This window comes from Niveibacterium umoris, assembly GCF_014197015.1.
GTDB lineage: Bacteria > Pseudomonadota > Gammaproteobacteria > Burkholderiales > Rhodocyclaceae > Niveibacterium > Niveibacterium umoris.
Map to the genome: position 1 here is coordinate 2,204,186 of NZ_JACIET010000001.1, position 25,308 is coordinate 2,229,493.

The following is a 25,308-nucleotide window of genomic DNA, read 5'->3' on the forward strand; positions in this document are numbered from 1 at the left end:
CGCAGGTGACTCGCGTCACCCGCAGGTACACGGCTTAGTGAACGTCTTTCCAGTAGGCTTTCTTGAGCAGATAAGTCAGCGCCGCCAGCAACAGCAGCACGCCGATCACAACCAGCCCGATCTGCTTGCGCGTCTGCTGCGCAGGCTCACCCATCCAGACGATGAAGGACACCAGGTCCGCCACGTTCTGGTCGTACTGCTCCTTGTTCAGCGAACCCGGCTTGACGACCTCGAAGCCCTCGAAGTGCTTGGTCTTGTTGCCATGACCATCGTCCTGCTCGGCGAAGTGCGCGACCTGCTGGCCTTGCAACTCCCACAGCACGTGCGGCATGCCGACGTTTTCGAAGACGGTGTTGTTCCAGCCGGTCGGGCGCTTGTCGTCACGGTAGAAACTGCGCAGGTAGGTGTACAGCCAGTCTGCGCCGCTGCCGAACTCGGAGGCGCGGGCGCGCGCGATCACTGTCAGATCGGGCGGAGCGACGCCAAACCACTGCTTGGCTTCGTCACGCTGGATCGCGACCTTCATCGGCTCACCAACCTTTTCGGCGGTGAACATCAGGTTGTCGCGGATCTGGTCTTCGGTCAGGCCGATGTCACGCAAACGGTTGTAGCGCAGGTAGCTGGCGCCGTGGCAGCTGAGGCAGTAGTTGACGAACAGCTTGGCGCCGTTCTGCAGCGACTTGTTCTCGAAACTGACCGGCGCTTTGTCCAGATGCAGTTCCGGACCGCTGGCCAAGGCCACCAGCGGCGCGGCAAAGGCGGCAACCGCCAGCGTGCGCAGGAATTTCATCGTGCGGCTCATTTCCAGGTCACCCTTTCCGGTTCCGGTTTGGTCTTGTCCAGCTTCGAGTAGATCGGCATCAGCGCGAAGAACAGGAAGTAGAGCACCGTGCAGATCTGGGCCGTCAGGTTACGGCCCGGGGTCGGCGGCAACACGCCCAGGTAACCCAGGATCACGAAGGCCACGACAAAGATGGCGATCGCGACCTTGGTCAGCGCACCCTTGTAGCGGATCGACTTGACCGGGCTCTGGTCGAGCCAGGGCAGGAAGGCCAGCACCACGACACCGGCACCCATCATCACGACGCCCCAGAACTTGGCGTCGATGAAGAACATGCCCGGGATCACGATCACGGCGACGGCGGTCGCAATCGCCTTGCCGATCGCCGGTGCGCGTAGCAGCGCCCAGACCCAGATCGCAGCAACACCCGCTTGCAGCACGATCAGGAAGTCGGAGGTCACCGCACGCAGGATCGAGTAGAACGGCGTGAAGTACCAGACGGGCGCGATGTGCGGCGGCGTCTTCAGCGGATCGGCGGGAATGAAGTTGTTGAACTCCAGGAAGTAACCGCCGCCTTCCGGCGCGAAGAAGATGATCGCGGAGAACACGATCAGGAAGACCGCGACGCCGAAGATGTCCTTCACCGTGTAGTACGGGTGGAACGGGATGCCGTCGAGCGGAATGCCGTTGGCGTCCTTCTTCTTCTTGATCTCGACGCCGTCCGGGTTGTTCGAGCCGACTTCGTGCAGCGCAACGAGGTGGGCAGCCACCAGACCCAGCAGTACCAGCGGCACCGCGATGACGTGGAAGGAGAAGAAGCGGTTCAGCGTCGCGTCGCTCACCACGAAGTCACCACGGATCCAGATCGACAGATCCGGCCCGATCAGCGGAATCGCGGAAAACAGGTTCACGATCACCTGCGCACCCCAGAACGACATCTGGCCCCACGGCAGCAGGTAGCCCATGAAGGCTTCGGCCATCAGGCACAGGAAGATCAGCGCGCCGAAAATCCACACCAGTTCGCGCGGCTTGCGGTAGGAACCGTAGAGCAGCCCGCGGAACATGTGCATGTACACGACGATGAAGAACGCCGAGGCGCCGGTCGAGTGCATGTAGCGGATGATCCAGCCGCCCGGCACGTCGCGCATGATGTACTCGACGCTGGCGAAGGCCACCGGCACGCCGGCCGCATTCAGCGAGGCATCCGGCTTGTAGTGCATGACCAGGAAAATGCCGGTCACGATCTGGATCACCAGCACCAGCAGCGCCAGCGAGCCGAAGAAATACCAGAAGTTGAAGTTCTTCGGTGCGTAGTACTCGGCCAGATGGGCCTTGTAGGTCGACGTCAGCGGAAAGCGCTCGTCAATCCAGTTCAGCAATGCCTGTGACTTGCTCGTCATGGCTTAGGCCCCCTTGCTGTCGTCGCCGATCAGCAGCTTGGTGTCGGCGAGATACTTGTGCGGCGGAATCGGCAGGTTGTCCGGCGCCGGCTTGTTCTTGAACACGCGGCCTGCGAGGTCGAAGGTCGAGCCATGGCACGGGCACAGGAAGCCGCCCTTCCATTCCGGGCCCATGCCACTCTCGGCACCGGGCTGGAACTTGGAACTCGGCGAACACCCGAGGTGGGTGCAGATGCCGATGGTGACCAGATACTCTTCCTTGAGCGAGCGGTGCGTGTTCTTGCAGTACTCGGGCTGTTCGGAACGGACGGAATCCGGATCCGCCACCTCGGCCTTCACCGCAGCCAGCGATGCCAGCTGTTCCTTGGTGCGGCGCAGAATCCAGACCGGCTTGCCGCGCCATTCAACCGTCATCATTTCGCCTGGCTGAAGCTTGCTGATGTCAGCCTCGACCGGCGCCCCCGCCGCCTTCGCCCGCTCCGATGGCGTCAGGCTGGCCAGAAACGGCACCGCCGCCCCGACCGCCGCGCCGCCTCCGACAGCAGCGGTGGCAATGACCAGAGTTCTCCGGCCGTTGTCCGTGTTGTTCTCGTCGCTCATTAGACCCTCTATCCCCGGTGACACGTCCCGAATGCAGTAAAACCGCAGAAAAACCGCGGGATTATACCGGAGCGCCCCCCCCGAATGAAGCCCGCTGACGCGCTTGCAGGCGCCCGACGCCTTGCAGCCCCGTCAGATGGCGCCGGAATCCCGCAGCGCAGCAAGCTGAGCGGCGTCGTAACCGAGTCCGCCGAGCACGGCGTCGGTGTGCTGCCCGAGTGTCGGCCCGAGCCAGTCGGTGCCACCGGGGGTTCGATCGAGCCGCGGCACCACACCTGGTATGCGGATCGCGGTGCCGTCGGGCAGCGTCGCCTCTTCGAGCATGCCGCGCGCAGCGTACTGGGCATCCTGGAAGATGTCGGCGATCGAATAGACCTTGGTGGCCGGCACTTCGGCCTTCGACAGCACCGACAGGACTGTGGCGGCATCATGCGCGCCAACCCAAGCGTCGATTGCGCCGTACACCTCGTCGGCCCGCGCCGAACGGCCCGCATTGCCGGCCAGATCCGGGTCCTCCGCAAGATCCAGCCGCTCGATCGCACGCATCAGGCGCTTGAAGATCGCGTCGCCATTCCCGCCGATCACGATGTGCTCGCCATCCAGCGTGGTGTGCGTGTTAGACGGCGTGATACCGGGCATGATGTTGCCGGTGCGCTGGCGCACGAAGCCGCCGAGCGCGTATTCCGGCACCAGGCTCTCCATCATCGAGAACACCGCCTCGTAGAGCGCGACATCCACCACCTGCCCCGCGCCGCCGTTAACCTCCCGCTGGCGCAAGGCCATCAGGGCGCCGATCGCGCCCCACAGGCCGGCAATCGAGTCGCCGATCGAAATGCCGGACTTGACCGGAGGGCGATCCGGGAAACCGGTGACATAGCGCAGCCCACCCATCGACTCGCCGATCGCGCCGAATCCGGGCTGCTGCGCCATCGGGCCGGTCTGCCCGAAGCCGGAGAGCCGCACCATGACAAGACCGGGGTTGTCGGCCGACAGCACATCCCAGCCGAGGCCGAGCTTTTCCATCACGCCGGGTCGGAAGTTCTCGATCACGATGTCGGCGCCCGCGCACAGCTTGCGGGCGATCGCGACTGCCTCCGGGTGCTTCAGGTTGAGCGTCACCGACTGCTTGTTGCGTGCCTGGACATACCACCACAGCGAGGTGCCCTCATGCACCTTGCGCCACTGCCGCAGTGGGTCGCCACCATCCGGCGACTCGATCTTGATCACCTCGGCGCCAAATTCAGCCAGCACGCGGGCGCAGAACGGCCCGGCGATCAGCGTGCCGAATTCGATCACCCGCACGCCTTGAAGGGGTTTGTTGCTTGCCAACGGACACCTCTAGATTCGGGAAGTTTTGCGCCACCACTGTCGCGCAAGAATGATGCACGCCATCGGGGCAACATGCCGGCCCAGTTTCGGCACCCGCAAGTGCCGCCGCCCCCTTAGGCCGTATCGGAAACCCCGAGGCGGGCGAGTAAGCGCATCCAGGACCGTTCGGGTTCCGGGCGCCCATGATAGCGACCGGGCCCGGGGATGGGCACCCGAGCACGAGGGGCTCGCATAGAATCCGGGATGCCCGTGCGCGTTCGCGGGAGCCCCGTGCAAGACATGTCCAATGAAGATCTCTCTTGAAGCGCTGATGATGCTCGATGCGATCGAGACGCGTGGCAGCTTTGCCGCCGCAGCCGAGGCGCTGCACCGCGTGCCTTCAGCCTTGACCCATGCGGTGCGCAAACTCGAAGAGGACCTTGGCTTCCCGCTCTTCCACAAGGTGGGCCGACGCGCAGTGCTGACGCCGGCTGGGCGTACCTTGCTGGACGACGGCCGCGTACTGCTGCGTGCCGCTGGCGATCTGGAATGCCGCGCACGGCGCATTGCAACCGGCTGGGAATCCGAACTGCGCATCGCGATCGACGGCACGCTCGACGCAGCGGCGCTCAACCCGATCATCGCGGAGTTCTACGCCGACTACGGCGGCACCCGCCTCAAGCTGATGTATGAAGTGCTCGGCGGCACCTGGGATGCACTCGCCACCGGGCGGGCCGACTTGGTGATCGGTGCGGTGGGCGATCCGCCCGCGGGCGCGACCTATGCCACCCGCGAGTGGGGCAACCAGGAATTCCTCTTCTGCGTCGCGCCCCACCATCCGCTTGCCGTCGCACCCGAACCGATTCCGACCGACCTCGCCCGGCAATACCGCGCCGTTGTGGTGTCGGATACCTCGCGCCAGTTGGTGGCAAGGACGGCGGGTTTGCTCGATGGGCAGGACACGCTGACTGTCCCGGATATCGCAGCGAAGGCGGCCGCGCAGCGCGCCGGCCTGGGCATCGGCCACCTGCCGCGCCAACTCGCCGAACGCGAAGCGGCCGCAGGGCGGCTGGTCGTCAAGCGCCTGAATTCATCGACGCCGCGCGCACCGCTGTGGCTGGCGTGGCAATCGAATCAGCGCGGCCGTGCCTTGCAATGGTTCGTCGAGCGCCTGCTCGAGCCGGACTGCGCTGCAGCCCTGCAAGCACCAGCGGGCTGATCAACGTTTGCGGGCGGCGTCCCGCGCAGCGGCAACGGCCTTGCGGCGTTCGGCTTCGGCCGCATCGACGCGGGCCCGGATCTCTTCGGAAAACTCAGCGCCGCGCTGGTGCTCGAGCGTCGTCACGACCCGCACCGCCGGGTTGGCGATCCGCCCCTCCGGCGGCATCGCCTTGCGGATCGCAGCTTCCGTGCTGCCGGTGATGCGCGCCACGTCACTCACGAAGCGATCGTCCGCCTTGCGTGTCTCGGCCTTGAAGTACGCCGCCTGGGCGGGCGTGAACGGCGCTTCGGGCGGCACCTCAGCGGCCTGGGCCGCGACAGCGGCAAGCAGGGCGATCAGGGCGAGGCTGGCAAGGCGAAATTTCTGCATGGGCAAGCGGAGTCAGGGGATCAGGATCGTCGAACCGGTCGTCCGACGTGCCTCAAGATCGCGATGCGCCTGCGCGGCCTCCGACAAGGCGTAGCGCTGGTGAATCTCGATCTTGACCGTGCCATTCTGCACTACCTCGAAGAGCTCTGACGACATCGCCAGCAGGTCGGATCGTTTCGCAATGTAAGTCATCAGCGTCGGACGCGTCAGGAACAGAGAGCCCAGTTTCGCAAGCGTGGAGACATCGAACGGGGCTACCGGCCCGGTCGCATTGCCATAGCTGACCATGGTGCCGAGCGGTTGCAGGCAGGTCAGCGACTCGTTGAAGGTGTCTTTGCCGATCGAGTCGTAGACCACCGCGACCCCGCCGCCACCGGTCAGTTCGCGCACCCGGTCGGCAAAGCGTTCGCGGGTATAAACGATCGTGTGATCGCAGCCATGCGCCTGCGCCAGAGCCGCCTTGGCGTCAGAGCCAACCGTGCCGATCACCGTTGCGCCGAGCACCTTGGCCCACTGGCACAGGATCAAGCCGACGCCGCCTGCGGCCGCATGAACGAGGATGGTATCGCCGGGCTGAACACGGTATGTCCGGCGCAGCAGGTACTGCGCGGTAAGCCCTTGCAGCATCATCGCCGCGCCGATATCGAAACTGACTGCGTCCGGGAGCCGCACGACGCGATCTGCGGGCAGGTTGCGCACCTCGGCGTAGGCGCCGACCGGCCCGCCGGCGTATGCGACGCGGTCGCCAACGCGCACATCGCCGACGCCGGCACCCACCGCGATCACTTCCCCGGCACCTTCGAGGCCGATCCCCGCCGGCAGCGGCAGCGGATAAAGGCCAGTGCGGTGATACACGTCGATGAAGTTCAGGCCGACGGCCCGGTGCCGCACCTGCACTTCGCCAGCGGCGGGCGAAGGCACATCGACCGGTTCCCACACCATCACCTCTGGGTCGCCGTTGCTGTGGATCCGGATCGCCATCGACATGCTCGTCTCCTTGTTTGTGCGCCGCCCGGATGGGCGGCGATTTTGCGGTTCGCTCAGCGCTCGCGGATCGACGAAGCAGCGGCATCGACCACCGCCAGCGCCGTGATATTGACGAGCCTGCGCACCGTCGAGGATGGCGTGAGGATATGCACGGACTTCGCCGCGCCCAGCAGGATCGGCCCCACCGTCACGCCATCGCCGCTCGACACCTTGATCAGGTTGAATGCAATGTTCGCCGCGTCGAGGTTGGGCATCACCAGCAGATTGGCCTCGCCCTTGAGGCTCGACCCCGGATGCACCCGTTCGCGCACTTCGGGCGAGATCGCCGCGTCGCCGTGCATTTCGCCGTCCGCTTCGAGTTCCGGCGCCAGTTCGGCCAGCCGCTCGCGTGCCGCGCGCATCTTGCGCGCCGACGGCGAGCGGGAACTGCCGAAGCTCGAATGCGACAGCAGTGCCGCGCGCGGCTCGATTCCGAAACGGCGCAGTTCATCCGCGGCCATCATCGTGATCGCGGCGATCTCGTCGGCATCCGGGTTCTCGTTCACGTAGGTGTCGGTGATTGCCATCATGCGGCCGGGCAGCAGCAGCAGATTCATCGCCGCAAAAAGCTTGGCGCCGGGCCGCAGGCCGATGATGCCGGCCACATGGCGCAGATGGTTCTCGTAGGTACCGCTGGTGCCGCACACCATCGCATCGGCATCGCCCTTGTCGAGCAACATGCAGCCAATCAGCGTCGGGTCGCGGCGCATTTCGGTCTTCGCGATGTCAGGCGTGACGCCGTCGCGTGCCATGCGGCGGTAGTACGCCTGCCAGAGGTCGCGGTAGCGCGGGTCCGACTCGGGATTCACGACTTCGAAGTCGCGCCCCATCGTCAGGTTCAGTCCGAAACGCTCGATGCGCATCTCGATCACCGCCGGGCGCCCGATCAGGATCGGATGTGCCAAGCCTTCGTCAACCACCACCCGCACGGCGCGCAGCACCCGCTCCTCTTCGCCTTCGCAATACACGACACGCTTGCGGCTCGCGGCAATGCTCTTGGCGGTGTTGAAGACCGGCTTCATGAGCATGCCGGAGTGGTAAACGAACTCGGTGAGGTGCTGGACGTAGGCATCCAGATCAGCGAGCGGGCGCACGGCGACGCCGGAATCCATCGCCGCCTTGGCGACCGCCGGCGCGATGCGCACGATCAGGCGCGGATCGAAAGGCTTGGGGATCAGGTAGTCGGCACCGAAGCGCAACTCGGCACCACCGTAGGCCATCGCGACGACGTCGCTCTGTTCGGCACGCGCCAGTTCCGCGATGGCGTGCACGCAGGCCAGCTTCATCTCTTCGGTGACGCGTGTCGCGCCGACGTCGAGCGCGCCGCGGAAGATGAACGGGAAACACAGCACGTTGTTGACCTGGTTCGGATAGTCCGAACGCCCGGTCGCAATGATGCAGTCGGGGCGCACCGCCTTGGCCTCTTCCGGCATGATCTCCGGCGTGGGGTTGGCAAGTGCGAAGATCAGCGGGCGCGGCGCCATCTTCGCAACCATCTCGGGCTTGAGCACCCCGGCGGTCGAGAGGCCGAGGAAGACGTCGGCGTTTTCGATCACCTCGCCCAGGGTGCGGGCTTCGGTGCGCTGCGCATAGCGGGCCTTGTTGGGCTCCATGTTGGCATCGCGCCCCTGCCAGATCACGCCCTTGGAGTCGCAGACAAACACGTTCTCGCGCCGCACGCCGAGTCGGCACATCAGATCGAGGCAGGCGATCGCCGCCGCGCCCGCGCCGGAACACACCACCTTCACTTCGCCGATACCCTTGCCGACGACTTCCAGACCGTTGAGCAGTGCGGCGGTTGAGATGATCGCGGTGCCGTGCTGGTCGTCGTGGAAGACCGGAATGTTGAGTCGCTCGCGCAGCTTCTGCTCGACGTAGAAGCATTCCGGCGCCTTGATGTCTTCGAGATTGATGCCGCCCAGCGTGGGTTCGAGCGCGGCAATGATGTCGATCAGCTTGTCCGGATCGTTCTCGTTGAGTTCGATGTCGAACACGTCGATGCCAGCGAACTTCTTGAACAGGCAGCCCTTGCCTTCCATCACCGGTTTGCCGGCCAGCGGGCCGATATTGCCCAGACCCAGCACCGCGGTGCCGTTGGTGATGACGCCGACCAGATTGCCGCGCGACGTCAGCTCCGCCGCCTGCGCAGGGTCCGCAACGATCGCTTCGCAGGCTGCGGCCACGCCCGGCGAATAGGCGAGCGCAAGATCGCGCTGATTGGTGAGCCCCTTGGTCGGCGTGACCGAGATCTTTCCGGGCGTGGGATAGCGGTGGTAGTCCAGCGCCGCGGCGGTGAAGTCCTTGTCCATTCGTCTTGCCTCGATTGTTCGTCTGAATGCATGGCCCGACAGCGGCTTCGTGGGTACGGGCCAAAGTCGGGCTGGGCTGCACGTGACGCCAGTGCGGAGCAGGCTCCGGATACTCACCGGCAAGACGCAACCCTGATGGGGCCACGCGGGGGGAAGGACGTAGCAGTACGGCTGGCGGGATTCTATCGCACCACGACATAGCCAGCGCGCCACGAAGGCGCTATCCCCCTAAAGGTCCGGGCGCAGATGCCGTTGAATCATTGACACGTCGTAGAACGTGGCTAACCAGGGCTTCGGGAGAATCGCAATGAAAAGTACCATCATCGGCCTCGTCATCGTCGGCGCGGCACTTGCCGCCATTTCCTTCAAACCGCAGGCCACCAAGGAGGATGCCCAGGCAGCCATGGATCGCGCCACCCGCTTCGCGGCAACACACGGCAACGATGCCTTGGTACAGAGCCTGCAGAAGGCCAACAGCCCGCTGCACGCCGGCGCGACCCGCGTGCTGGTGCTCGACATGGCCGGCAATGTCGTTGCCGATCCGATCCAGCCGCAGCGCGTCGGGCGCAATGTGCTGGACCTCAAGGACACGCGCGGCAACTATTTGTTTGTCGATGCCATGCAGGTAGCCAATGCAAAGGGCGAAGGCTGGGTGTACTACAAGACGCGCAGCCCGATTTCCCGCGACGAGCGTCGGGAAGCCGCGCTGGTGAAGCGCCAGGGTAATGTCGTACTGCTCGCCGCGTTGAACGACTGAGCGAAGGATTTCGGCAAACAAGAACGGCGACCATGGTCGCCGTTTTTCTTTTGGGCACGGGGAGCGCGCTTCGCTCAGCGCGTCACGCGGCCTTCCTTGTCGATCACCGACATTTCCACATACTTCGAACCACTGCGTGATGCACCACCGTAGGTGAAGCTGACGCCGCCGACATCGAAGCCGGAAATGCTGCCGATGCCGCGCGCCAGCCCGGATTTGCCGCCCGCGCGCTTGAGGCCCTCGGTGATCACCTTGGCGGCGAGATAGCCTTCCATCATCGCCTGCGTCGGCTCTTCGGTGTAGGGGCCGTACTTGCGGTAGTTGGTCGTGAACTCCCGCACCACCGCGTAGGACTCGTTGCGCGGATTCGGCGCGACCTGCGCGAGCGCCACACCACGAGACGCCTTCGGGCCCGCCGTTTCGGCCAGTCGCACGCCTTCAACCGTAGACATGCCAACGATCTGGCCAGAGCCGCCCTGTTCGCGATAGCGCTTGACGAAGGCAGCGGCAGCGGGCGCCTCAACAGCGAGCAACACCGCCTGATGCTCCTTGGCCACGACGGCGTCGGCGAGCGGCGCGATCTTGGAAAGATCCTTCGGCTGCGCGATCACGGCTTCCACGGTCTGGTTCTGCTTGGCCGCGACAGCCTTGGCCAGATCACGGTATTCGAGACCAGCCTGATCCTCGGAATGGAACACGACGAACTTGCGGATGCCGATCGTGGCGAGTTGCTTCATCACCTTGTCGACTTCATCTGCATAGGTGGCGCGGGTCAGGAACACCATCGATGCGTTCTTGTCGGCCGCCACCACGGCTGCGCCGGTATGTGCGCCAACCAAGGGCACCTGCGCGGTGTCGAGCACCTTGTCGGCCACCAGCTTGACCACCGGTGCCGCACCAACGAAGCCGAACAGCGCCGCGGGCTGATGTTCCTTGATCAATGACTTGGTCTGGGCCGAGATGTCGTTGCCTTCATCCACTGCAACGAGCTTGATCTGCTTGCCGCCAACGCCACCACGGACATTGACCTCGTCAAACCAGCTCTTCGCGCCCATCTGCAATTGCCAGCCGACACTTCCTTCCTTGGTCGCGCCTGGTGCGACTTGCAACACCACCAGATCCTCCGCGGATGCCTGCAGGGCCACCCCGCCCAATGCAAGCGCCACGACCAGCGCCTTAAGACTGCGCCCCACTATCCACCTCCTGTTTTTATTGCGACGGACTCCCGGTCCGCATTCTGTTCTTTGACCAAAGGCCAAATCTACCAAAGCGTGAAAAGAGTAACTGAGTTTCACAAATTCCGGTTGATTCTCGTTTGTAAAACTACATCAACGAAGAATCCACCACCTGTCGGCGCCGGACGGCGGTTAGGACCCCCTGCTTTTGGCACAATGACGAAAATTGCCATCCATACAAGGACCCGATCGTGCGACGCGTCGTATTCAATCAAAAAGGGGGCGTGGGCAAATCCACGATCACATGCAACCTCGCTGCGATCGCCGCCAGCCGTGGCAAGCGCACGCTGGTCGTCGACCTCGATCCGCAAGGCAACAGCACGCATTACCTGCTCGGCAAGGCCGCCGACTCGCTGGAAAAAACGCTTGCCGACATGTTCGACCAGACCCTGCGTCTGCGGCTGCTCAACGACAAGGTTGACAGCTACATTCACGGCACGCCGTTCGAGCGGCTTGATATTTTGCCCTCGGCGCCCGCGCTCGAAGAACTGATGAGCAAGCTGGAATCGCGCTACAAGATCTACAAACTGCGCGATGCGCTCAATGAAGTCGCCGACGACTACGACATGGTCTTCATCGACACGCCGCCGGCGCTCAATTTCTATACTCGCTCGGCCCTGATTGCCGCCGAACGCTGCCTGATCCCCTTCGACTGCGACGATTTCTCGCGGCGCGCGCTGTACGCCTTGCTCGAAAACGTAGGCGAGCTGAAGAGCGATCACAACGACGCGCTGGAAGTGGAAGGTATCGTCGTCAATCAGTTCCAGCCCCGCGCGTCGCTGCCGCTGCGCATCGTCAAGGAACTGCAGGCGGAAGGGCTACCGGTGCTGACCAACTTCCTGTCGGCGAGCGTCAAGATCCGAGAATCGCATGAGCACGCGAAACCGATGATCCACCTCGACCCGAACCACAAGTTGGCCAAGGAATTCGTCGCGCTTTACGACTCGCTGCAAGGCCGCAAGGCGAAGGCCTGAGACCGCCCACAGGCGTCAAGCGCCCGCCGGATCAGTCGAGAAAGTCGAACAGAAGCCGGCTGAAGACCGCCGGCTGCTCAACGTTTGACAGATGAGCGGCATTTTCGATGACGCGAAGCTCGGCGCCGGGAATACCGTCGGCGAGAACGCGGGACATCGAGACGGGCGTCCCCACATCGTGCTCGCCGACCAGAACCAGCGTCGGCGCGGCGATTTCTCCAAGTCGCTCGGTTGTCGCGAGACCGGCGATTGCCTGACAGCAACCGGCGTAGCCGGCCGCCGACGTGGTTTCGATCACACGCCCGATCCGCATCACGCGCTCGCGATGGCGCATGCGGTAGTCGCCGGTGAACCAGCGCTCTAGCGTCGCCGGCACCAGCGGCGAGGTACCTTCTGCCTCTACTTTGGCGATACGTTCAGGCCACATCGCGGCGGCCTCCGGCGGGTAGCCGCTCGAAGTATCCGCCAGCACCAGACGATCGACGCGGGCCGGCCAATCGAGCGCAAGATGCTGAGCGATAAAGCCGCCGAGCGAAATTCCAACCACATGGCTGCGTTCGACGCGCAGCGCATCCCAGATCGCAACGATATCCGCAGCCAGCTGCGGTAGCGAGTAGGCGCCAGGCGTGACTCCGGAGCGCCCATGACCGCGCAGATCCGGCCGCAATACGGTGAATCGCTGCGCCAGTGCCTCCGCCTGCGCATCCCAGATCGATTGGTCTGCACCCAGCGCGTGCAACAGCGTCACGCAGGGGCCTCTGCCCTCTCTACGAACGTAAGTACGCAAACCGTTCAGCTGGATTTCCATATCCTTACCGGCAACCAGGGTTTGGTATTTCCGCAACGCACCACCGCCGTGCAACCCGCATACAGCAAAGATTGACGCGTATTGCTGCGGCGCCGTAGCGACTGACCTAGATCATATTCAGTTTTTACACTGTACTTATACTTGTCGAACAACATACGCAGGCCGTTCCAAGCCATTGGAACTGATGCTTGACCCCCGTTCTGCGGCTCCCGGTACTGCGCCCGATTCCCCCTTGATGCAGGAGCATTGTAATGACCGTTACGAATGTGGCCGAACTTGACGCTCTCTTGGCGCGAGTAAAGGCAGCCCAGCAGAAGTTCGCCAGTTTTTCTCAGGAACAAGTCGACCTGATCTTCCGCAACGCCGCACTTGCCGCCGCCGATGCGCGCATCCCGCTGGCAAAGATGGCCGTCGAAGAGACCCGCATGGGCATCCTCGAAGACAAGGTCATCAAGAACCACTTCGCCTCCGAGTACATCTACAACAAGTACAAGGACGAGAAGACCTGCGGCATCCTCGATGAGGAACCGGAATTCGGCATCATGACGATCGCCGAGCCGATCGGCATCATCTGCGGCATCGTGCCGACGACCAACCCGACGTCCACTGCGATCTTCAAGGCGCTGATCGCCCTCAAGACCCGCAATGGCATCGTCTTCTCGCCGCACCCGCGTGCCAAGAAAGCGACCTGCTACGCCGCCAAGCTGGTGCTGGACGCTGCGGTTGCCGCTGGCGCCCCGAAGGACATCATCGGCTGGATCGACGAACCGACGGTTGAGCTGTCGAACGCACTGATGCGTCACCCCGAAATCAACCTGATCCTCGCCACCGGTGGCCCCGGCATGGTCAAGGCCGCCTACTCGTCCGGCAAGCCGGCGATCGGCGTCGGTGCGGGCAACACCCCGGCCGTGATCGACGAAACTGCCGACATCAAGCGCGCGGTCGCATCGATCCTGATGTCGAAGACCTTCGACAACGGCGTCGTCTGCGCATCCGAGCAGTCCGTAATCGTCGTGGACAAGGTGTACGACGCAGTGCGCGAGCGCTTCTCGCACCACGGCGGTTACATGCTGAGCAAGAAGGAAACCGAGGCTGTCCGCAAGGTCATCCTGGTTGATGGTCACCTGAACGCTGCGATCGTCGGCCAGTCCGCGATCAAGATCGCCGAGATGGCCGGCGTCACCGTGCCGCCCTTCACAAAGGTGCTGATCGGCGAAGTCACCGACATCAACGACGCAGAAGCCTTCGCACACGAGAAGCTGTCGCCGTGTCTGGGCATGTACCGCGCCAAGGACTTCTACGACGCCTGCGACAAGGCTGTCGCACTGGTCACCATGGGCGGTATCGGCCACACCTCGGCCCTCTACACCGACCAGGATCTGCAGCAGGATCGCATCCGCCACTTCGGCGACAAGATGAAGACCGCTCGTATCCTGATCAACACCCCGTCGTCGCAAGGCGGTATCGGTGACCTCTACAACTTCCGGCTTGCACCTTCGCTGACGCTGGGTTGCGGTTCGTGGGGCGGCAACTCGATCTCCGAGAACGTCGGTCCCCAGCACTTGATCAACAAGAAAACCGTTGCGAAGCGAGCCGAGAACATGTTGTGGCACAAACTTCCGAAGTCGATCTACTTCCGCCGCGGCTGCCTGCCGTTCGCCCTTGACGACCTGCAGGGCAAGAAGCGCTGCATGATCGTGACCGACCGTTACCTGTTCGAAAACGGTTATGTCGATGAGCCGGTTCGCCTGCTCAAGAGCCTGGGCATGGAAGTCGAAGTGTTCTTCGAAGTGGCTGCCGACCCGACCCTGGCCGTCGTGCGCAAGGCCCTGTCGCTGGCCAACGCTTTCCAGCCGGACGTGATCCTGGCGCTGGGCGGAGGTTCGCCGATGGACGCTGCGAAGATCATGTGGGTGATGTACGAGCATCCGGAAGTCGCGTTCGAAGACCTGGCGCTGCGCTTCATGGACATCCGCAAGCGCATCTACAAGTTCCCGAAACTGGGCGTCAAGGCGATGATGGTCGCCGTGCCGACGACCTCGGGTACCGGCTCGGAAGTCACCCCGTTCGCCGTCGTGACCGACGAAGTGACCGGTGTGAAGTACCCGATCGCCGACTACGAACTGACCCCGAGCATGGCGATCGTCGACGCGAACCTGGTCATGAACATGCCCAAGTCGCTGACCGCCTTCGGTGGTATCGACGCCGTGACCCACGCGCTCGAAGCCTATGTGTCGATCATGGCCAACGAGTACTCTGATGCACAGGCCCTGCAGGCGCTCAAGCTGCTGAAGGACTACCTGCCCTCCGCTTACGAAAATGGCGCGAAGGATCCGAAGGCCCGCGAGCAAGTGCATAACGGCGCGACCATCGCCGGTATCGCGTTTGCCAACGCCTTCCTGGGTGTCTGCCACTCGATGGCGCACAAGCTGGGTGCCGAGTTCCACCTCGCCCACGGCCTGGCCAACGCCCTGCTGATCTCGAACGTCATCCGCTACAACGCGGTCGACATCCCGACCAAGCAGGCTGCGTTCTCGCAGTACGACCGTCCGAAGAGCGTCGCCCGTTACGCCCAGATCGCCCGTCACCTCGGCATCGAAGCGAATCGCGACCACGAACGTGTCGAGAAGCTGGTCGAGTGGGTGGATGGCCTCAAGAAGACCCTCAACATCCCGGCATCGATCCAGGCTGCTGGCGTGTCCGAAGCAGACTTCCTCGCCAAGGTCGACAAGCTGGCCGAAGATGCGTTCGACGATCAATGTACTGGCGCCAACCCGCGCTATCCGCTGATCAGCGAACTCAAGCAGATCCTGCTCGACAGCTTCTACGGCCGCGCCTACGTCGAAGCGTACGAACGCGAAGACGAGCCGGAAGCCGCTCCCGTGGTTGCCAAGAAGGGCAGCAAGAAGGTCGCCTAAGTCACGTCATCCTTCCGTCGCCGGAACAAAGGCGGCGGAGCTGAGTGCCTGCAACACCGCCGTCGGTCATTGATCGACGGCGGTGTTTTTCTTTGGTGCGGCCGCCGCCTCGCAAGCGTGCAGCAGATCTGAACGCTACATCACGCCGCCGCATCCGGCAGCGCTGGTCCCGGACAGCGCCTTTCCCTCGCATCAATTCGCGAGTTCTCGAACCCATGCGCCACCCATTCCAGGCCCTCGCGCAACGGGTGTCAATACGCTCTCGATCAGCATCGATGGAGAAAGTCGCGACGGCATGCGTAACCCTTGATCCTTATCTAGTGCGCCAAGGCGACTTGCGAGAAATATTGCGTGTTTGAAGTTGCGACTGGCTAACCCCCATCACACCAACCCGGCCCGTCCACGCAAGGAGGCAAGGAATGAACCGGTTTGTAATCGCCGAGGCCAGCAAGTGCATCGGTTGCCGCACCTGCGAAATCGCCTGTGCCCTGGCGCACCCTGTCGCCCCGGATTCGGGGGCACTCACGACAAAGAACTTTGCCCCCCGGCTGACGCTGGTGCGCAGCGGCTCGGTAACCACCCCGGTGATGTGCCGTCAGTGCGATGACGCGCCCTGCGTGCGCGCCTGCCCGAGTGGCGCCATCGTTTACAGCGAAGACAGCGTGCAGGTCGTGCAATCACGCTGCGTCGGCTGCAAGACCTGCGTCGTCGCCTGCCCCTACGGCGTGATGAGCGTGGTCTCGGTGCCGTCGGCACCACAGCCCGGCGCCACGCTCGGCACGCAAAAAATGAAATCCGAAGCCCAGAAATGCGACCTGTGCATCACGCGCACGGAAGGCCCGGCCTGCATCCCGGTCTGCCCGACCAAAGCGCTGCACCTGGTCGACAAGGAAATGATGGCTTCCGCCCTGCGCCGTCGCAAGGAACAAGCTGCGCGCGATCTCGCCAACAGCGCGCTGTTCTGACTGGCCCCGAATTCTCCGGAAAGGAATGTGTGACATGAAAAAGGTCATCACGGTTTGCCCCTACTGCGGTTCGGGCTGCAAGATCAATCTACTGGTCGAGAACAACAAGGTCGTCGGCGCCGAAGCCGCGAACGGCGTTACCAATCAGGGCGAGTTGTGCCTCAAGGGCTACTACGGCTGGGACTTCCTCAACGACACCAAGCTGCTCACGCCGCGCATCACCCGGCCGCTGGTGCGCCGCCAGCGCGGTGGCGAATTCGAGGCCGTGTCGTGGGACGAAGCCATCGCCTTCGCCAGTTCTCGCCTCAAGGGCATCAAGGACAAGTACGGCCCGGACTCGATCATGCTGACCGGCTCGTCGCGCGGCACCGGCAACGAATCCAACTACGTGGCGCAAAAATTTGCGCGCGCGGTGATCGGCACCAACAACATCGACTGCTGCGCCCGTGTCTGTCACGGCCCCTCGGTCGCTGGGCTGATGGTGACGCTCGGTAACGGCGCGATGAGCAACTCGATCGGCGAGATCGAGGACACCAAGTGCATCCTGATCTTCGGCTACAACGCCGCCGACTCGCACCCGATCGTCGCCCGGCGAATTCTCAAGGCCAAGGAGAAGGGCGCGAAGATCATCGTCTGCGATCCGCGCTACATCGAAACCGCACGCCTCGCCGACCTGTTCCTGCCCTTGAAGAACGGCTCGAACATGGCGCTGGTGAACGCCTTCGCCAACGTGCTGATCAACGAAAAGCTCTACAAGCCTGACTTCGTCGCCGACCATGCGGAAGGCTTCGAGCAGTACAAGGCCGACGTCGCCAAGTACACACCAGAGTATGTCGCCGAGATCACCGGGCTCGCGCCGCAACTGATCCGCGACGCGATCCGCATGTACGCCGCAGCCCCGTCCGCCACGATCCTGTGGGGCATGGGCGTCACGCAGTGGGGGCAGGCGGTGGACGTCGTCAAGGGCCTCTCCAGCCTTGCCACCATCACCGGCAACCTGGGCCGCCCGAACGTGGGCGTCGGGCCGGTGCGAGGCCAGAACAATGTGCAGGGCGCCTGCGACATGGGCGCGCTGCCGAACACCCTGCCCGGCTATTACTCGGTGACCGACGCCGAAGCCCGCGCGCGCTTCGCAAAGGCCTGGGGCGTGCCGAGCCTGCCATCCGAAATCGGTCTGGGCATCACCACAGCACCGCACAAGATTGCCGAGGGCAAGGTCAAGGCCTACTACATCTTTGGCGAAGATCCGCTCCAGACGGAGCCGGACCTGAGCATGATGCGCAAGGAGTTCGAGAAGCTCGAACTCATCATCGTGCAGGACATCTTCATGACGAAGACGGCCATGGTCGCCGACGTGATCCTGCCCGCCACCTCGTGGGGCGAGCACGAGAACGTGTTCTCCAGCGCCGATCGCGGATTCCAGCGCTGCTACAAGGCGGTCGACGCCAAGGGTGACGTGAAGGACGACTGGGAGATCCACAGCCTGATGGCTCAGGCAATGGGCTACCCGATGAAGTACAACAACGCGCAGGAGATCTGGGACGAGATCCGCAGCCTGTGCCACCTCTACGCTGGCGCCACCTACGAGAAGATGGCCGACCTCGGCTATGTGCAGTGGCCCTGCCCGACCGAAGATCACCCTGGCACGCCGTGGCTGTACGAGGGCAACAAGTTCGACACGCCGAGCGGCAAGGCACTGCTGTTCGCCGCCGAATGGCGCCCGCCGCTGGAGAAGGTCGATGACGAGTACCCGCTCGGCCTGTGCACCGTGCGCGAAGTCGGCCACTACTCCTGCCGCTCGATGACCGGCAACTGTTCCGCCCTGCAGACGCTAGCGGACGAACCCGGCTTCGTACAGATCCACCCGGACGACGCGAAGAAGTTCGGCGTCAAGGACCAGTCGCTGGTGTGGGTCTCGTCGCGCCGCGGCAAAGTGATCACGCGCGCCAACCTCAATGATCGTGTCAACGCCGGTGCGGTGTACATGACCTATCAATGGTGGATCGGCGCCTGCAACGAGCTGACGGTGGATCACCTCGACCCGATCTCCAAGACGCCGGAGTACAAGTACTGTGCGGTGAAGGTCGAGGCCATCGCCGACCAGTCCTGGGCCGAAAGCCATGTGCAGCAGGTGTACGGCAAGATGAAGGCGGACATGCGCAAGGCCGCGCTGGCCTGACGCGCAACGGCATCCCGACCGCTGTCGGGATGCCGCCTTCCACCACTCAACCTCCGGGCGCAAGCATGATCGCGACAGACGAAGCACCGCAGTGCGTGGCGAGTGCGACGCCCCCCGAAGCTACGTCCGAAGTTCGCGTCGTGCGCCATCGCGCGGACGGGCCGGAGCTTTGCACCGACACCGTCGCGGAAGAATGCCCGGTTGCGCTGGTGTTCAACGGCATCTCGCACGCCGTCATGATGGCGACCCCGCGCGATCTCGAAGCATTTGCTATCGGATTCGCGCTTTCGGAAGGCATTGTCGGCAATCGACGCGACATCTTCGACATCGAGACCGAGTTCCACGCCGAGGGTGCGGAAGTTCAGATCCGGATTGCCCAGTCCAGCTTTGCCCAACTCAAGGCGCACCGACGCACGCTGACCGGCCGCACCGGCTGCGGCGTGTGCGGCACCGAGAGTCTGGCGCTACTCGATCTCAAGCCAGAGTCGGTGGATACCACGCAGGTCGCACTGCCGAACGCCGCTGCGATCCAGCGCATCCTCAATGATTTGCCAACGCACCAACCGCTGACGCAAGCGACAGGTTGCGCACATGCCGCTGCCTGGTGCACGTCGCACGGCGAGATCGTGCGCGTCTTCGAAGACGTTGGCCGCCACAACGCCATGGACAAACTGCTGGGGTGGATGGCGAACAGTGCGGTCGATCCGCGCTCGGGGCTGATCTTCCTGACCAGCCGGGCGAGCTACGAGCTGGTGCGCAAGGCAGCTCGGATGGGCGTACCAGTGCTTGCCACGATTTCCGCGCCCACCGGCCTCGCCCTGCGCATAGCGCATGCGGCAGGCATCCATCTGCTGAGTTTTTGCCGCAGCAGCGGCCATGTGGAATACCCCGGCGCCACGCCGGACTAATCGCCCAGCTGAGGGTAGGCGCGCGGATCGAAGCCCTCGCACCAGCGCGCGTGCAGTGACGCCACCGCCGAGCGTACCGGGCTGCTCATCGGAAAACCGAAGGCCACCACATCCGGCTGAACGCCGAGGAACAGCACTTCCGGCACGAACTCGCGCAGCCGCTCGATGAGGAAACTCAGCGGCAGATTGTGGGTGGTCATGATGAACATGTCGGCGATGCTGGCATCGTCGATCAAGCGCAGTTCGCCTGGCGCCAAGCCCATATCGGCAGCGTCGAACACCACAACACGTTGCGGCGCAAGCGCTTGCACCTGATGGGTCACGTTCTCCGGTGCCGATCCACCGTCGATGGCAGTCCAGCCCGGCGCCGGGGTCGCAGTCAGCAGCTCGGCCAGCAGCGGGCCGGCACCGTCGTCGCCCATCATGCCGTTGCCGACGGTGAGGATCACGCCGCCGCTCATGCGGGCACCTTTGCCTCGCGCCGCTTGGCAATCAGGTAGATCGCCGGTTCGGCATCAATCGACCGCAAGGCCTGCATGAGCTGGCTCGCCCACCCGGCTTCAATCGGGGAAAAGCCCGGCCGCACAGCGTCGATCGCCTCCGCGAGCATGCGGGTGTGCGTGCTGTCGATCGTGATTTCGCCCCACTTCGCAATGCCCTCAAACTTGCTGCGCGCATCGCCCTCGGGCAGCTTGGCGATCCATTGATCAAACTCGGCAAGCGGGCATTCGAGTATCGGTTTGAGGCAGTCGATGACACCGATGTGGTGACCGATCGCAAGCGAGTAGTACACCACCTGCTTGGCCTCGGCTGGCATGTCTTCCTCGCGATCGAGGAACTTCTGGCCGAGGCTGTAGAAGATCACCTTCCCGTTCATGCAGGCTGCCTGATCAGGTTCGCTTCGCTGATCGCCTGCAAGTTTGCGACGATTTCAGTGAGCCGCGGGTCGTCCTTGCCGCGCAGATACTGGTTGAGCTGGACGTCGAACTCCGGCGCGCTGCCTGCGGATTCGAGCATGCCGAGGAACTCGTCGGCGATGATGCCGCCGTGGCGATAGCCGGCCATCCGCCGCGCCTCGCGTTCGATCAGCACCCGCACATCGAGCGGCACGCCGGGATGCGCCGGCCGGGCCTGCTCGCCCTCGGCCTCTTCGTGATGCGAGCCCTTGAGCTTCTGCCCCAGCAAACCGAGCGCGACGGCAAAGCCGTAGATGGTCGCGGCAGGTGTCGGCGGGCAGCCCGGGATGAAGACATCCACCGGCACGATCTTGTCGGTGCCGCCCCAGACGCAGTAAAGGTCGTGGAAGATGCCGCCGCTGCAGCCGCACGCCCCGTAAGACACCACGATCTTCGGATCGGGTGCGGCGCGGTAGGCACGGATCGCCGGCATCCGCATCGAACGCGTCACCGCGCCGGTGAACAGCAGGATGTCGGCGTGCCGCGGCGAAGCCACCACCTTGATGCCGAAGCGTTCGGCGTCGAACACCGGCGTGATCGCCGAGAAGATCTCGATCTCGCAGCCGTTGCAGCCGCCGCAATCAACGCGGTAAACGTAGGCGGAACGCTGGATGTCCTTCAGCAGTGTCTGCTTGAGCTGGGCGATGTGCTCGCTCTCGCTGATGGGCGTCGGCATGCCTTGCGCATCGCGCGGCGCGAACTGGATCGGTCCGTTCATGTCAGGCGTTTCCTTTCCGCAAATGCTGCGCGGGTTCGATGCTCGCCAGCGCTGCCTTACGCTTGCAGTCCGGGCAGGTAGCAAATTGTGTTCGCGTCGCCTCGACTTCCAGCTCGGGCAAGCCACTCGCCTGCATCAGCGCCACCGCGTACTCGATTTCCTTGGCCGGCGCGAAGGGCGTGCCGCAGCAGACGCAGGATGCAAGCGTGAAGGTCGCCTGCTGCAGCAGGTCGTTCTTGTTGCCGACCGCGAGTTCGAAGTCCGGCGACAGGGTGATTGCACGCGTCGGGCAAACTTCTTCGCAGCGTCCGCAAAAGATGCAGCGCCCGAGGTTGAGCGCCCAGGTGCGCCTGCCCTCGGCGGTATTCGTCTTGACCGTCAAGGCATTTGGCGGACACGCCACCGCGCACGCCGCGCAGGCGATGCACTGCTGCGCGGTGAACTCGGGCTTGCCACGGAATCCCGGGCTGACCGGCATCGGTGCGAACGGGTACTTCTCGGTCGCTTCACCCGCCTTGGCAATGATCTTCAGCAGCTTGAACATCTTCGGGCCCCTACTTGAGCGGCGAGTTCTTGCGTTCGCGGCCGTACCGTTCAATTTCCGTGTACGGGACCGTGGTGGATTTCTGCTTACGCACATCGACCAGCGTGACGCGGTCGGTGCAGGAATAGCAGGGGTCGATACTGGCAACGATCAACGGCGCATCCGACACCGTATTGCCGCGCAGCATGTAGCGCAGCGGCGGCCAGTTGGCGTAGGTCGGTGCGCGGCAACGCCAGCGGAACAGCTTCTGGTTGTCGCCGATCATGCTCCAGTGAATGTCTTCGCCGCGCGGGGCCTCGGCAAAGCCCAGCGCAAAAGCGTGCGGCTTGTAGCTGAAACCCTGCACGAGGATCGGCCCTTCCGGCATGTTGGCCAGCGCGTGTTCGATGATCGCCAGCGAATCGAAGAACTCCTTCACCCGGATCAACACCCGCGAGAGCACATCGCAGCCGTCCATCACATGCAGGCCGAAGGGCAGATCGGCGTAGCCCGCGTACGGGTGATCGATGCGGATGTCCCGCTTGAAGCCGCTCGCGCGCACCAGCGGGCCGACCGGGCTGAAATCGCGCGCGACCTTCGGATCGAGCCGGCCGATGCCTTGCGTGCGTTGCTGCAGGTTTGGCGTTTCGAGCAGCATCTCGACCAGCGGCGTGACTTCGGCGCGAAGTTCGGCGACCAGCTTGAGGGTCTTGGTGCGCTCCTCCTTGAGGATGTCCCGCCGCACGCCGCCAACCAGATTCATGCCGTAGGTCTTGCGCGCGCCGGTCAGCAATTCGGCCATCGTCATGGCCTTTTCCCGCACGCGGAAGAACTGCATGAAACCGGTATCGAAGCCGACGAAGTGGCAGGCCAGCCCGATATTCAGCAGGTGACTGTGGAGACGTTCGACTTCGAGAAAGATGCTGCGGATCGCGTTGGCGCGTGGTGGCACGGTGATGCCCAGCGCGTTCTCGACCGAGGTCGTGTAGGCCACGCTGTGGGTGAAGCCGCAGATGCCGCACACGCGGTCGGCAAGGAAGGCGACTTCGTCGTAGCCCATGCGCGTCTCGGCGAGTTTTTCCATGCCGCGGTGCACGTAGAACATGCGGTAGTCGGCATCGATGATGTCCTCGCCATCGACGAACAGGCGAAAGTGTCCCGGCTCGTCGGAGGTGATGTGCAGCGGGCCGAGCGGCACCACGCGGCTCTCGCCGGTCGCATCATTGACGAACTGGTAGGTCTCGGTGTCGGCGGTCGGCGCGGGGCGCTGGTTGTAGCCCATGGTGTCCTTGCGCAACGGATGCAGGCCCTCGGGCCAGTCGTCGGGCAGCACCAGGCGACGTTCGTCCGGCAGGCCTACCGCGCGCAGACCGAACATGTCGCGCACTTCGCGCTCGCCCCACACCGCGGCCGGCACGCGCGGCGTGACCGACGGGTATTCCTGGCTCACCGGGTCCACCAGCACGCGCACGACCACCCAGCTCTTCACCAGGCCTTCCATCGACAGCACGTAGTACACCGCGAAATTGCCGTTGAGCGTGCGTTCGTCGTTGCCGAAAAGCACCGACAGCCAGCCACCGTGCTCGTAGTAAAGCCAGGCAACGACCTCTGGCAGGGCGTCCGGCTTCACGGTAATGGTCACCTGGTCAACGGCCTGCCAGGCCTCTTCGATCACCGCGGCAGGGAACTTCTCGCGCACTGCGGCGACGTAGTTCGCGCCAATCCGGGTCTGATCCGTTACGGCCATGTCTTATTGCCTCCTTGCCAGTAGCGGCGGCCACCACGAATCCGCGGCAGGCCCGTTCTTGTTGTCTTCGGAACCGCCCTGAACAGGCGCATCGGTCTTGACCTGGTCGCTGCCGACCAGCACCACGCGGGTCGCGTTGTCGAGCATGCGCACCACCGCGTCCGGTGCGCGAATGCCCATCACCAGCATCAGTGCGAGCAAGACGATCATCGGCAGCACCGTCAGCACGCCCGCTTCGCCCTTCGGCACTGCATCGGGCGCCGGGCCGAACACGGTGCCAGCAATCATCCGCACCAACCCGGCCAACACCACCGTAAGCAGCAGCAGGCACACCACCATCAGCACGCCATGGCCGCTCTGGATGCCTGCGGTGACAACGAGGAATTCGCTGACGAAGATGTTGAAGGGCGGGAAACCGCCAAGCGCCAGTGCGCCCGCCGCGAGCATCACCCCGGTCAGCGGTGCCTTCTTCAGCAGCCCCTTGACGACATCCATGTCGGGCGAGCCGTACTTGAGCAGCACATTGCCCGAACCGCAGAACACCAGCGCCTTGGCAAGGCTGTGGTTGATCGTGTGCAGCAGCGCGGCCAGCACGCCGAGCGGGCCGCCGATGCCGAAGCCGAGCGCGATCAAGCCCATGTTCTCGACACTGGAATAGGCAAGCAGGCGCTTGATGTTGCGCTGGCTGATGATGAAGAAAGCCGCGACCGCGATCGACAACAGGCCGAACACCAGCAACAGGGTTTGCGGATAGGCCGGCCCGATTGTTTTCGACACCACCATGTAGAAGCGCACCACCACCAGCATCGCGCAGTTGAGCAGCACGGCAGAAAGCAGAGCACTGATCGGACTGGGCGCCTCCGAGTGTGCGTCGGGTAGCCAGGTGTGCATCGGGAAGAGGCCGGCCTTGGTGCCGAAGCCGATCAGCACGAAAACAAACGCCAACTTGACCAGCGTCGGGTCGAGCGCCTTGGCGTTCTCCAGCAGCACCGTCCAGTAGGCCGCCTCGCCGGCATGCGGCAGGATGCTCACCGCGTTCGAGTACACCAGCACCACACCGTAGAGGCCAAAGGCCACCCCCACCGTGCAGATCACGATGTACTTCCATGCCGCTTCGAGCGATGAGCGACGGCCGTAGAAGCCGACCAGGAAGACAGAGCCGAGCGTCGTGGCCTCGATCGCCACCCACATCATGATGATGTTGTTGGCGGTCGCCGCGAGCAGCATCGTGAAGACGAAGAGGTTGAAGATGCCGTAGTAGTCGCACAGCTTGCGGTTATCGATCTCGCCGGCGTGCAGTTCGTGGCCCATGTAGCCGATCGAATACAGCCCGGTCAGGAAGCCGACCACGCCGATCAGGCCGAGAAAGATCGCGCCGAGCGCATCGACGTACACCCAGTTGCCAAACGTGCCAAGCGCTCCGCCGGTCGTCACGCGGCACACCACCGTCAATGACAGTGCGAGCAGCAGCGCGATGCCGATGCCGTGAATGGCGGTCACCAGGGGCTTCGCGGCGGGCCCCAGCACGCGGCAGCCAAAGGCCAGCAACGCGGTGAGCAGCGGCGCAAGGAGCAGGGTCGAAAGCAGGTCCATCGGGATCATGTT

Annotated in this window: 22 protein-coding genes; 7 read left to right on the forward strand and 15 right to left on the reverse strand. The window is 63.9% G+C overall.

Annotated elements, in window-relative coordinates; translation table 11 throughout:
* Positions 1 to 34 precede the first annotated feature (34 nt).
* The 4 genes from GGR36_RS09940 to GGR36_RS09955 form a co-directional block, all read right to left on the reverse strand.
* Positions 35 to 790 carry a cytochrome c1 gene (locus GGR36_RS09940; protein WP_183634435.1) on the reverse strand — a complete coding sequence of 252 codons (756 nt, stop codon included), beginning with the start codon at positions 788 to 790 and terminating at the stop codon, positions 35 to 37.
* Between the two features lie 8 nt (positions 791 to 798).
* Positions 799 to 2,181, reverse strand: coding sequence for a cytochrome b (locus GGR36_RS09945; RefSeq protein WP_183634436.1), 1,383 nt, complete (start codon positions 2,179 to 2,181; stop codon positions 799 to 801).
* Positions 2,182 to 2,184: 3 nt separating this feature from the next.
* Positions 2,185 to 2,781 (reverse strand): ubiquinol-cytochrome c reductase iron-sulfur subunit, encoded by a 597-nt coding sequence (gene petA, locus GGR36_RS09950; RefSeq protein ID WP_183634437.1) that lies wholly within the window; start codon positions 2,779 to 2,781, stop codon positions 2,185 to 2,187.
* A 132-nt stretch (positions 2,782 to 2,913) separates the two neighbouring features.
* Entirely contained in the window at positions 2,914 to 4,110 is a 1,197-nt protein-coding gene (locus tag GGR36_RS09955; RefSeq protein WP_183634438.1) for a CaiB/BaiF CoA transferase family protein, read from the reverse strand.
* Between the two features lie 286 nt (positions 4,111 to 4,396).
* Between GGR36_RS09955 and GGR36_RS09960 the strand changes: the two genes are divergently transcribed.
* Positions 4,397 to 5,308, forward strand: coding sequence for a LysR substrate-binding domain-containing protein (locus tag GGR36_RS09960; RefSeq protein WP_183634439.1), 912 nt, complete (start codon positions 4,397 to 4,399; stop codon positions 5,306 to 5,308).
* Here the strand turns inward: GGR36_RS09960 and GGR36_RS09965 are convergent, their stop codons facing one another.
* From GGR36_RS09965 to GGR36_RS09975, 3 genes are read right to left on the reverse strand one after another with little or no spacing between them, the layout of a single operon-like run.
* Complete coding sequence (locus GGR36_RS09965) at positions 5,309 to 5,680, reverse strand: hypothetical protein (RefSeq protein ID WP_183634440.1); 372 nt, start codon at positions 5,678 to 5,680, stop codon at positions 5,309 to 5,311.
* Between the two features lie 12 nt (positions 5,681 to 5,692).
* Positions 5,693 to 6,667: a quinone oxidoreductase family protein gene (locus GGR36_RS09970; protein ID WP_183634441.1), complete on the reverse strand. Its 975-nt coding sequence runs from the start codon at positions 6,665 to 6,667 to the stop codon at positions 5,693 to 5,695.
* Between the two features lie 53 nt (positions 6,668 to 6,720).
* Entirely contained in the window at positions 6,721 to 9,015 is a 2,295-nt protein-coding gene (locus GGR36_RS09975) for an NADP-dependent malic enzyme (protein ID WP_183634442.1), read from the reverse strand.
* 307 nt (positions 9,016 to 9,322) lie between these two features.
* On the opposite strand from GGR36_RS09975, the gene GGR36_RS09980 reads away from it, so the two are divergent.
* On the forward strand, positions 9,323 to 9,772 hold the full coding sequence (locus GGR36_RS09980; protein WP_183634443.1) for a cache domain-containing protein: 450 nt from the start codon (positions 9,323 to 9,325) through the stop codon (positions 9,770 to 9,772).
* Between the two features lie 74 nt (positions 9,773 to 9,846).
* Here the strand turns inward: GGR36_RS09980 and GGR36_RS09985 are convergent, their stop codons facing one another.
* Positions 9,847 to 10,965, reverse strand: coding sequence for an ABC transporter substrate-binding protein (locus tag GGR36_RS09985; RefSeq protein ID WP_183634444.1), 1,119 nt, complete (start codon positions 10,963 to 10,965; stop codon positions 9,847 to 9,849).
* A gap of 233 nt (positions 10,966 to 11,198) precedes the next feature.
* Here GGR36_RS09985 and GGR36_RS09990 point away from each other — a divergent pair, with 233 nt between their 5' ends.
* Complete coding sequence (locus GGR36_RS09990) at positions 11,199 to 11,981, forward strand: AAA family ATPase (protein ID WP_183634445.1); 783 nt, start codon at positions 11,199 to 11,201, stop codon at positions 11,979 to 11,981.
* 31 nt (positions 11,982 to 12,012) lie between these two features.
* On the opposite strand, the gene pcaD is transcribed toward GGR36_RS09990, so the two are convergent.
* Positions 12,013 to 12,729: a 3-oxoadipate enol-lactonase gene (gene pcaD / locus GGR36_RS09995; protein WP_183634446.1), complete on the reverse strand. Its 717-nt coding sequence runs from the start codon at positions 12,727 to 12,729 to the stop codon at positions 12,013 to 12,015.
* A gap of 311 nt (positions 12,730 to 13,040) precedes the next feature.
* On the opposite strand from pcaD, the gene adhE reads away from it, so the two are divergent.
* The 4 genes from adhE (at position 13,041) to fdhD (ending at position 19,759) form a co-directional block, all read left to right on the forward strand.
* Positions 13,041 to 15,707 (forward strand): bifunctional acetaldehyde-CoA/alcohol dehydrogenase, encoded by a 2,667-nt coding sequence (gene adhE / locus GGR36_RS10000; RefSeq protein ID WP_183634447.1) that lies wholly within the window; start codon positions 13,041 to 13,043, stop codon positions 15,705 to 15,707.
* Positions 15,708 to 16,126: 419 nt separating this feature from the next.
* Positions 16,127 to 16,672 (forward strand): 4Fe-4S dicluster domain-containing protein, encoded by a 546-nt coding sequence (locus GGR36_RS10005; RefSeq protein WP_183634448.1) that lies wholly within the window; start codon positions 16,127 to 16,129, stop codon positions 16,670 to 16,672.
* Between the two features lie 34 nt (positions 16,673 to 16,706).
* A complete protein-coding gene (gene fdhF, locus GGR36_RS10010; protein ID WP_183634449.1) occupies positions 16,707 to 18,851 on the forward strand; it encodes a formate dehydrogenase subunit alpha in 2,145 nt (714 codons plus the stop codon).
* A 65-nt stretch (positions 18,852 to 18,916) separates the two neighbouring features.
* Entirely contained in the window at positions 18,917 to 19,759 is an 843-nt protein-coding gene (fdhD, locus tag GGR36_RS10015; RefSeq protein ID WP_183634450.1) for a formate dehydrogenase accessory sulfurtransferase FdhD, read from the forward strand.
* Here the strand turns inward: fdhD and hycI are convergent.
* Genes hycI through GGR36_RS10045 form a run of 6 tightly spaced genes read right to left on the reverse strand, consistent with a single transcriptional unit; the run spans position 19,756 to position 25,305 of the window.
* A complete protein-coding gene (hycI, locus tag GGR36_RS10020) occupies positions 19,756 to 20,220 on the reverse strand; it encodes a hydrogenase maturation peptidase HycI (protein WP_183634451.1) in 465 nt (154 codons plus the stop codon). The genes fdhD and hycI overlap by 4 nt on opposite strands.
* Positions 20,217 to 20,636 (reverse strand): formate hydrogenlyase maturation HycH family protein, encoded by a 420-nt coding sequence (locus tag GGR36_RS10025; protein WP_183634452.1) that lies wholly within the window; start codon positions 20,634 to 20,636, stop codon positions 20,217 to 20,219. Before GGR36_RS10025 ends, hycI begins: the two co-directional genes overlap by 4 nt.
* Positions 20,633 to 21,433, reverse strand: coding sequence for an NADH-quinone oxidoreductase subunit B family protein (locus GGR36_RS10030; RefSeq protein ID WP_183634453.1), 801 nt, complete (start codon positions 21,431 to 21,433; stop codon positions 20,633 to 20,635). Before GGR36_RS10030 ends, GGR36_RS10025 begins: the two co-directional genes overlap by 4 nt.
* Before the next feature lies 1 nt (position 21,434).
* Complete coding sequence (locus tag GGR36_RS10035) at positions 21,435 to 21,977, reverse strand: formate hydrogenlyase complex iron-sulfur subunit (protein ID WP_183634454.1); 543 nt, start codon at positions 21,975 to 21,977, stop codon at positions 21,435 to 21,437.
* A 10-nt stretch (positions 21,978 to 21,987) separates the two neighbouring features.
* Entirely contained in the window at positions 21,988 to 23,703 is a 1,716-nt protein-coding gene (locus GGR36_RS10040; RefSeq protein WP_183634455.1) for a hydrogenase large subunit, read from the reverse strand.
* Positions 23,704 to 23,706: 3 nt separating this feature from the next.
* Positions 23,707 to 25,305 carry a hydrogenase 4 subunit F gene (locus GGR36_RS10045; protein ID WP_183634456.1) on the reverse strand — a complete coding sequence of 533 codons (1,599 nt, stop codon included), beginning with the start codon at positions 25,303 to 25,305 and terminating at the stop codon, positions 23,707 to 23,709.
* Positions 25,306 to 25,308 lie beyond the last annotated feature (3 nt).

Bases quoted from the DNA above. Each gene is read 5' to 3' on its own strand.
- GGR36_RS09980 (WP_183634443.1), top strand. From the start codon at position 9,323: ATGAAAAGTACCATCATCGGCCTCGTCATCGTCGGCGCGGCACTTGCC.
- GGR36_RS09970 (WP_183634441.1), bottom strand. From the start codon at position 6,667: ATGTCGATGGCGATCCGGATCCACAGCAACGGCGACCCAGAGGTGATG.
- GGR36_RS09940 (WP_183634435.1), bottom strand. From the start codon at position 790: ATGAAATTCCTGCGCACGCTGGCGGTTGCCGCCTTTGCCGCGCCGCTG.
- GGR36_RS09975 (WP_183634442.1), bottom strand. From the start codon at position 9,015: ATGGACAAGGACTTCACCGCCGCGGCGCTGGACTACCACCGCTATCCC.
- GGR36_RS09960 (WP_183634439.1), top strand. From the start codon at position 4,397: ATGAAGATCTCTCTTGAAGCGCTGATGATGCTCGATGCGATCGAGACG.
- hycI (WP_183634451.1), bottom strand. From the start codon at position 20,220: ATGAGCGGCGGCGTGATCCTCACCGTCGGCAACGGCATGATGGGCGAC.
- GGR36_RS10005 (WP_183634448.1), top strand. From the start codon at position 16,127: ATGAACCGGTTTGTAATCGCCGAGGCCAGCAAGTGCATCGGTTGCCGC.
- GGR36_RS09965 (WP_183634440.1), bottom strand. From the start codon at position 5,680: ATGCAGAAATTTCGCCTTGCCAGCCTCGCCCTGATCGCCCTGCTTGCC.
- GGR36_RS10040 (WP_183634455.1), bottom strand. From the start codon at position 23,703: ATGGCCGTAACGGATCAGACCCGGATTGGCGCGAACTACGTCGCCGCA.
- adhE (WP_183634447.1), top strand. From the start codon at position 13,041: ATGACCGTTACGAATGTGGCCGAACTTGACGCTCTCTTGGCGCGAGTA.
- fdhD (WP_183634450.1), top strand. From the start codon at position 18,917: ATGATCGCGACAGACGAAGCACCGCAGTGCGTGGCGAGTGCGACGCCC.
- petA (WP_183634437.1), bottom strand. From the start codon at position 2,781: ATGAGCGACGAGAACAACACGGACAACGGCCGGAGAACTCTGGTCATT.
- fdhF (WP_183634449.1), top strand. From the start codon at position 16,707: ATGAAAAAGGTCATCACGGTTTGCCCCTACTGCGGTTCGGGCTGCAAG.
- GGR36_RS10025 (WP_183634452.1), bottom strand. From the start codon at position 20,636: ATGAACGGGAAGGTGATCTTCTACAGCCTCGGCCAGAAGTTCCTCGAT.
- GGR36_RS10035 (WP_183634454.1), bottom strand. From the start codon at position 21,977: ATGTTCAAGCTGCTGAAGATCATTGCCAAGGCGGGTGAAGCGACCGAG.
- GGR36_RS10030 (WP_183634453.1), bottom strand. From the start codon at position 21,433: ATGAACGGACCGATCCAGTTCGCGCCGCGCGATGCGCAAGGCATGCCG.
- GGR36_RS09945 (WP_183634436.1), bottom strand. From the start codon at position 2,181: ATGACGAGCAAGTCACAGGCATTGCTGAACTGGATTGACGAGCGCTTT.
- GGR36_RS10045 (WP_183634456.1), bottom strand. From the start codon at position 25,305: ATGATCCCGATGGACCTGCTTTCGACCCTGCTCCTTGCGCCGCTGCTC.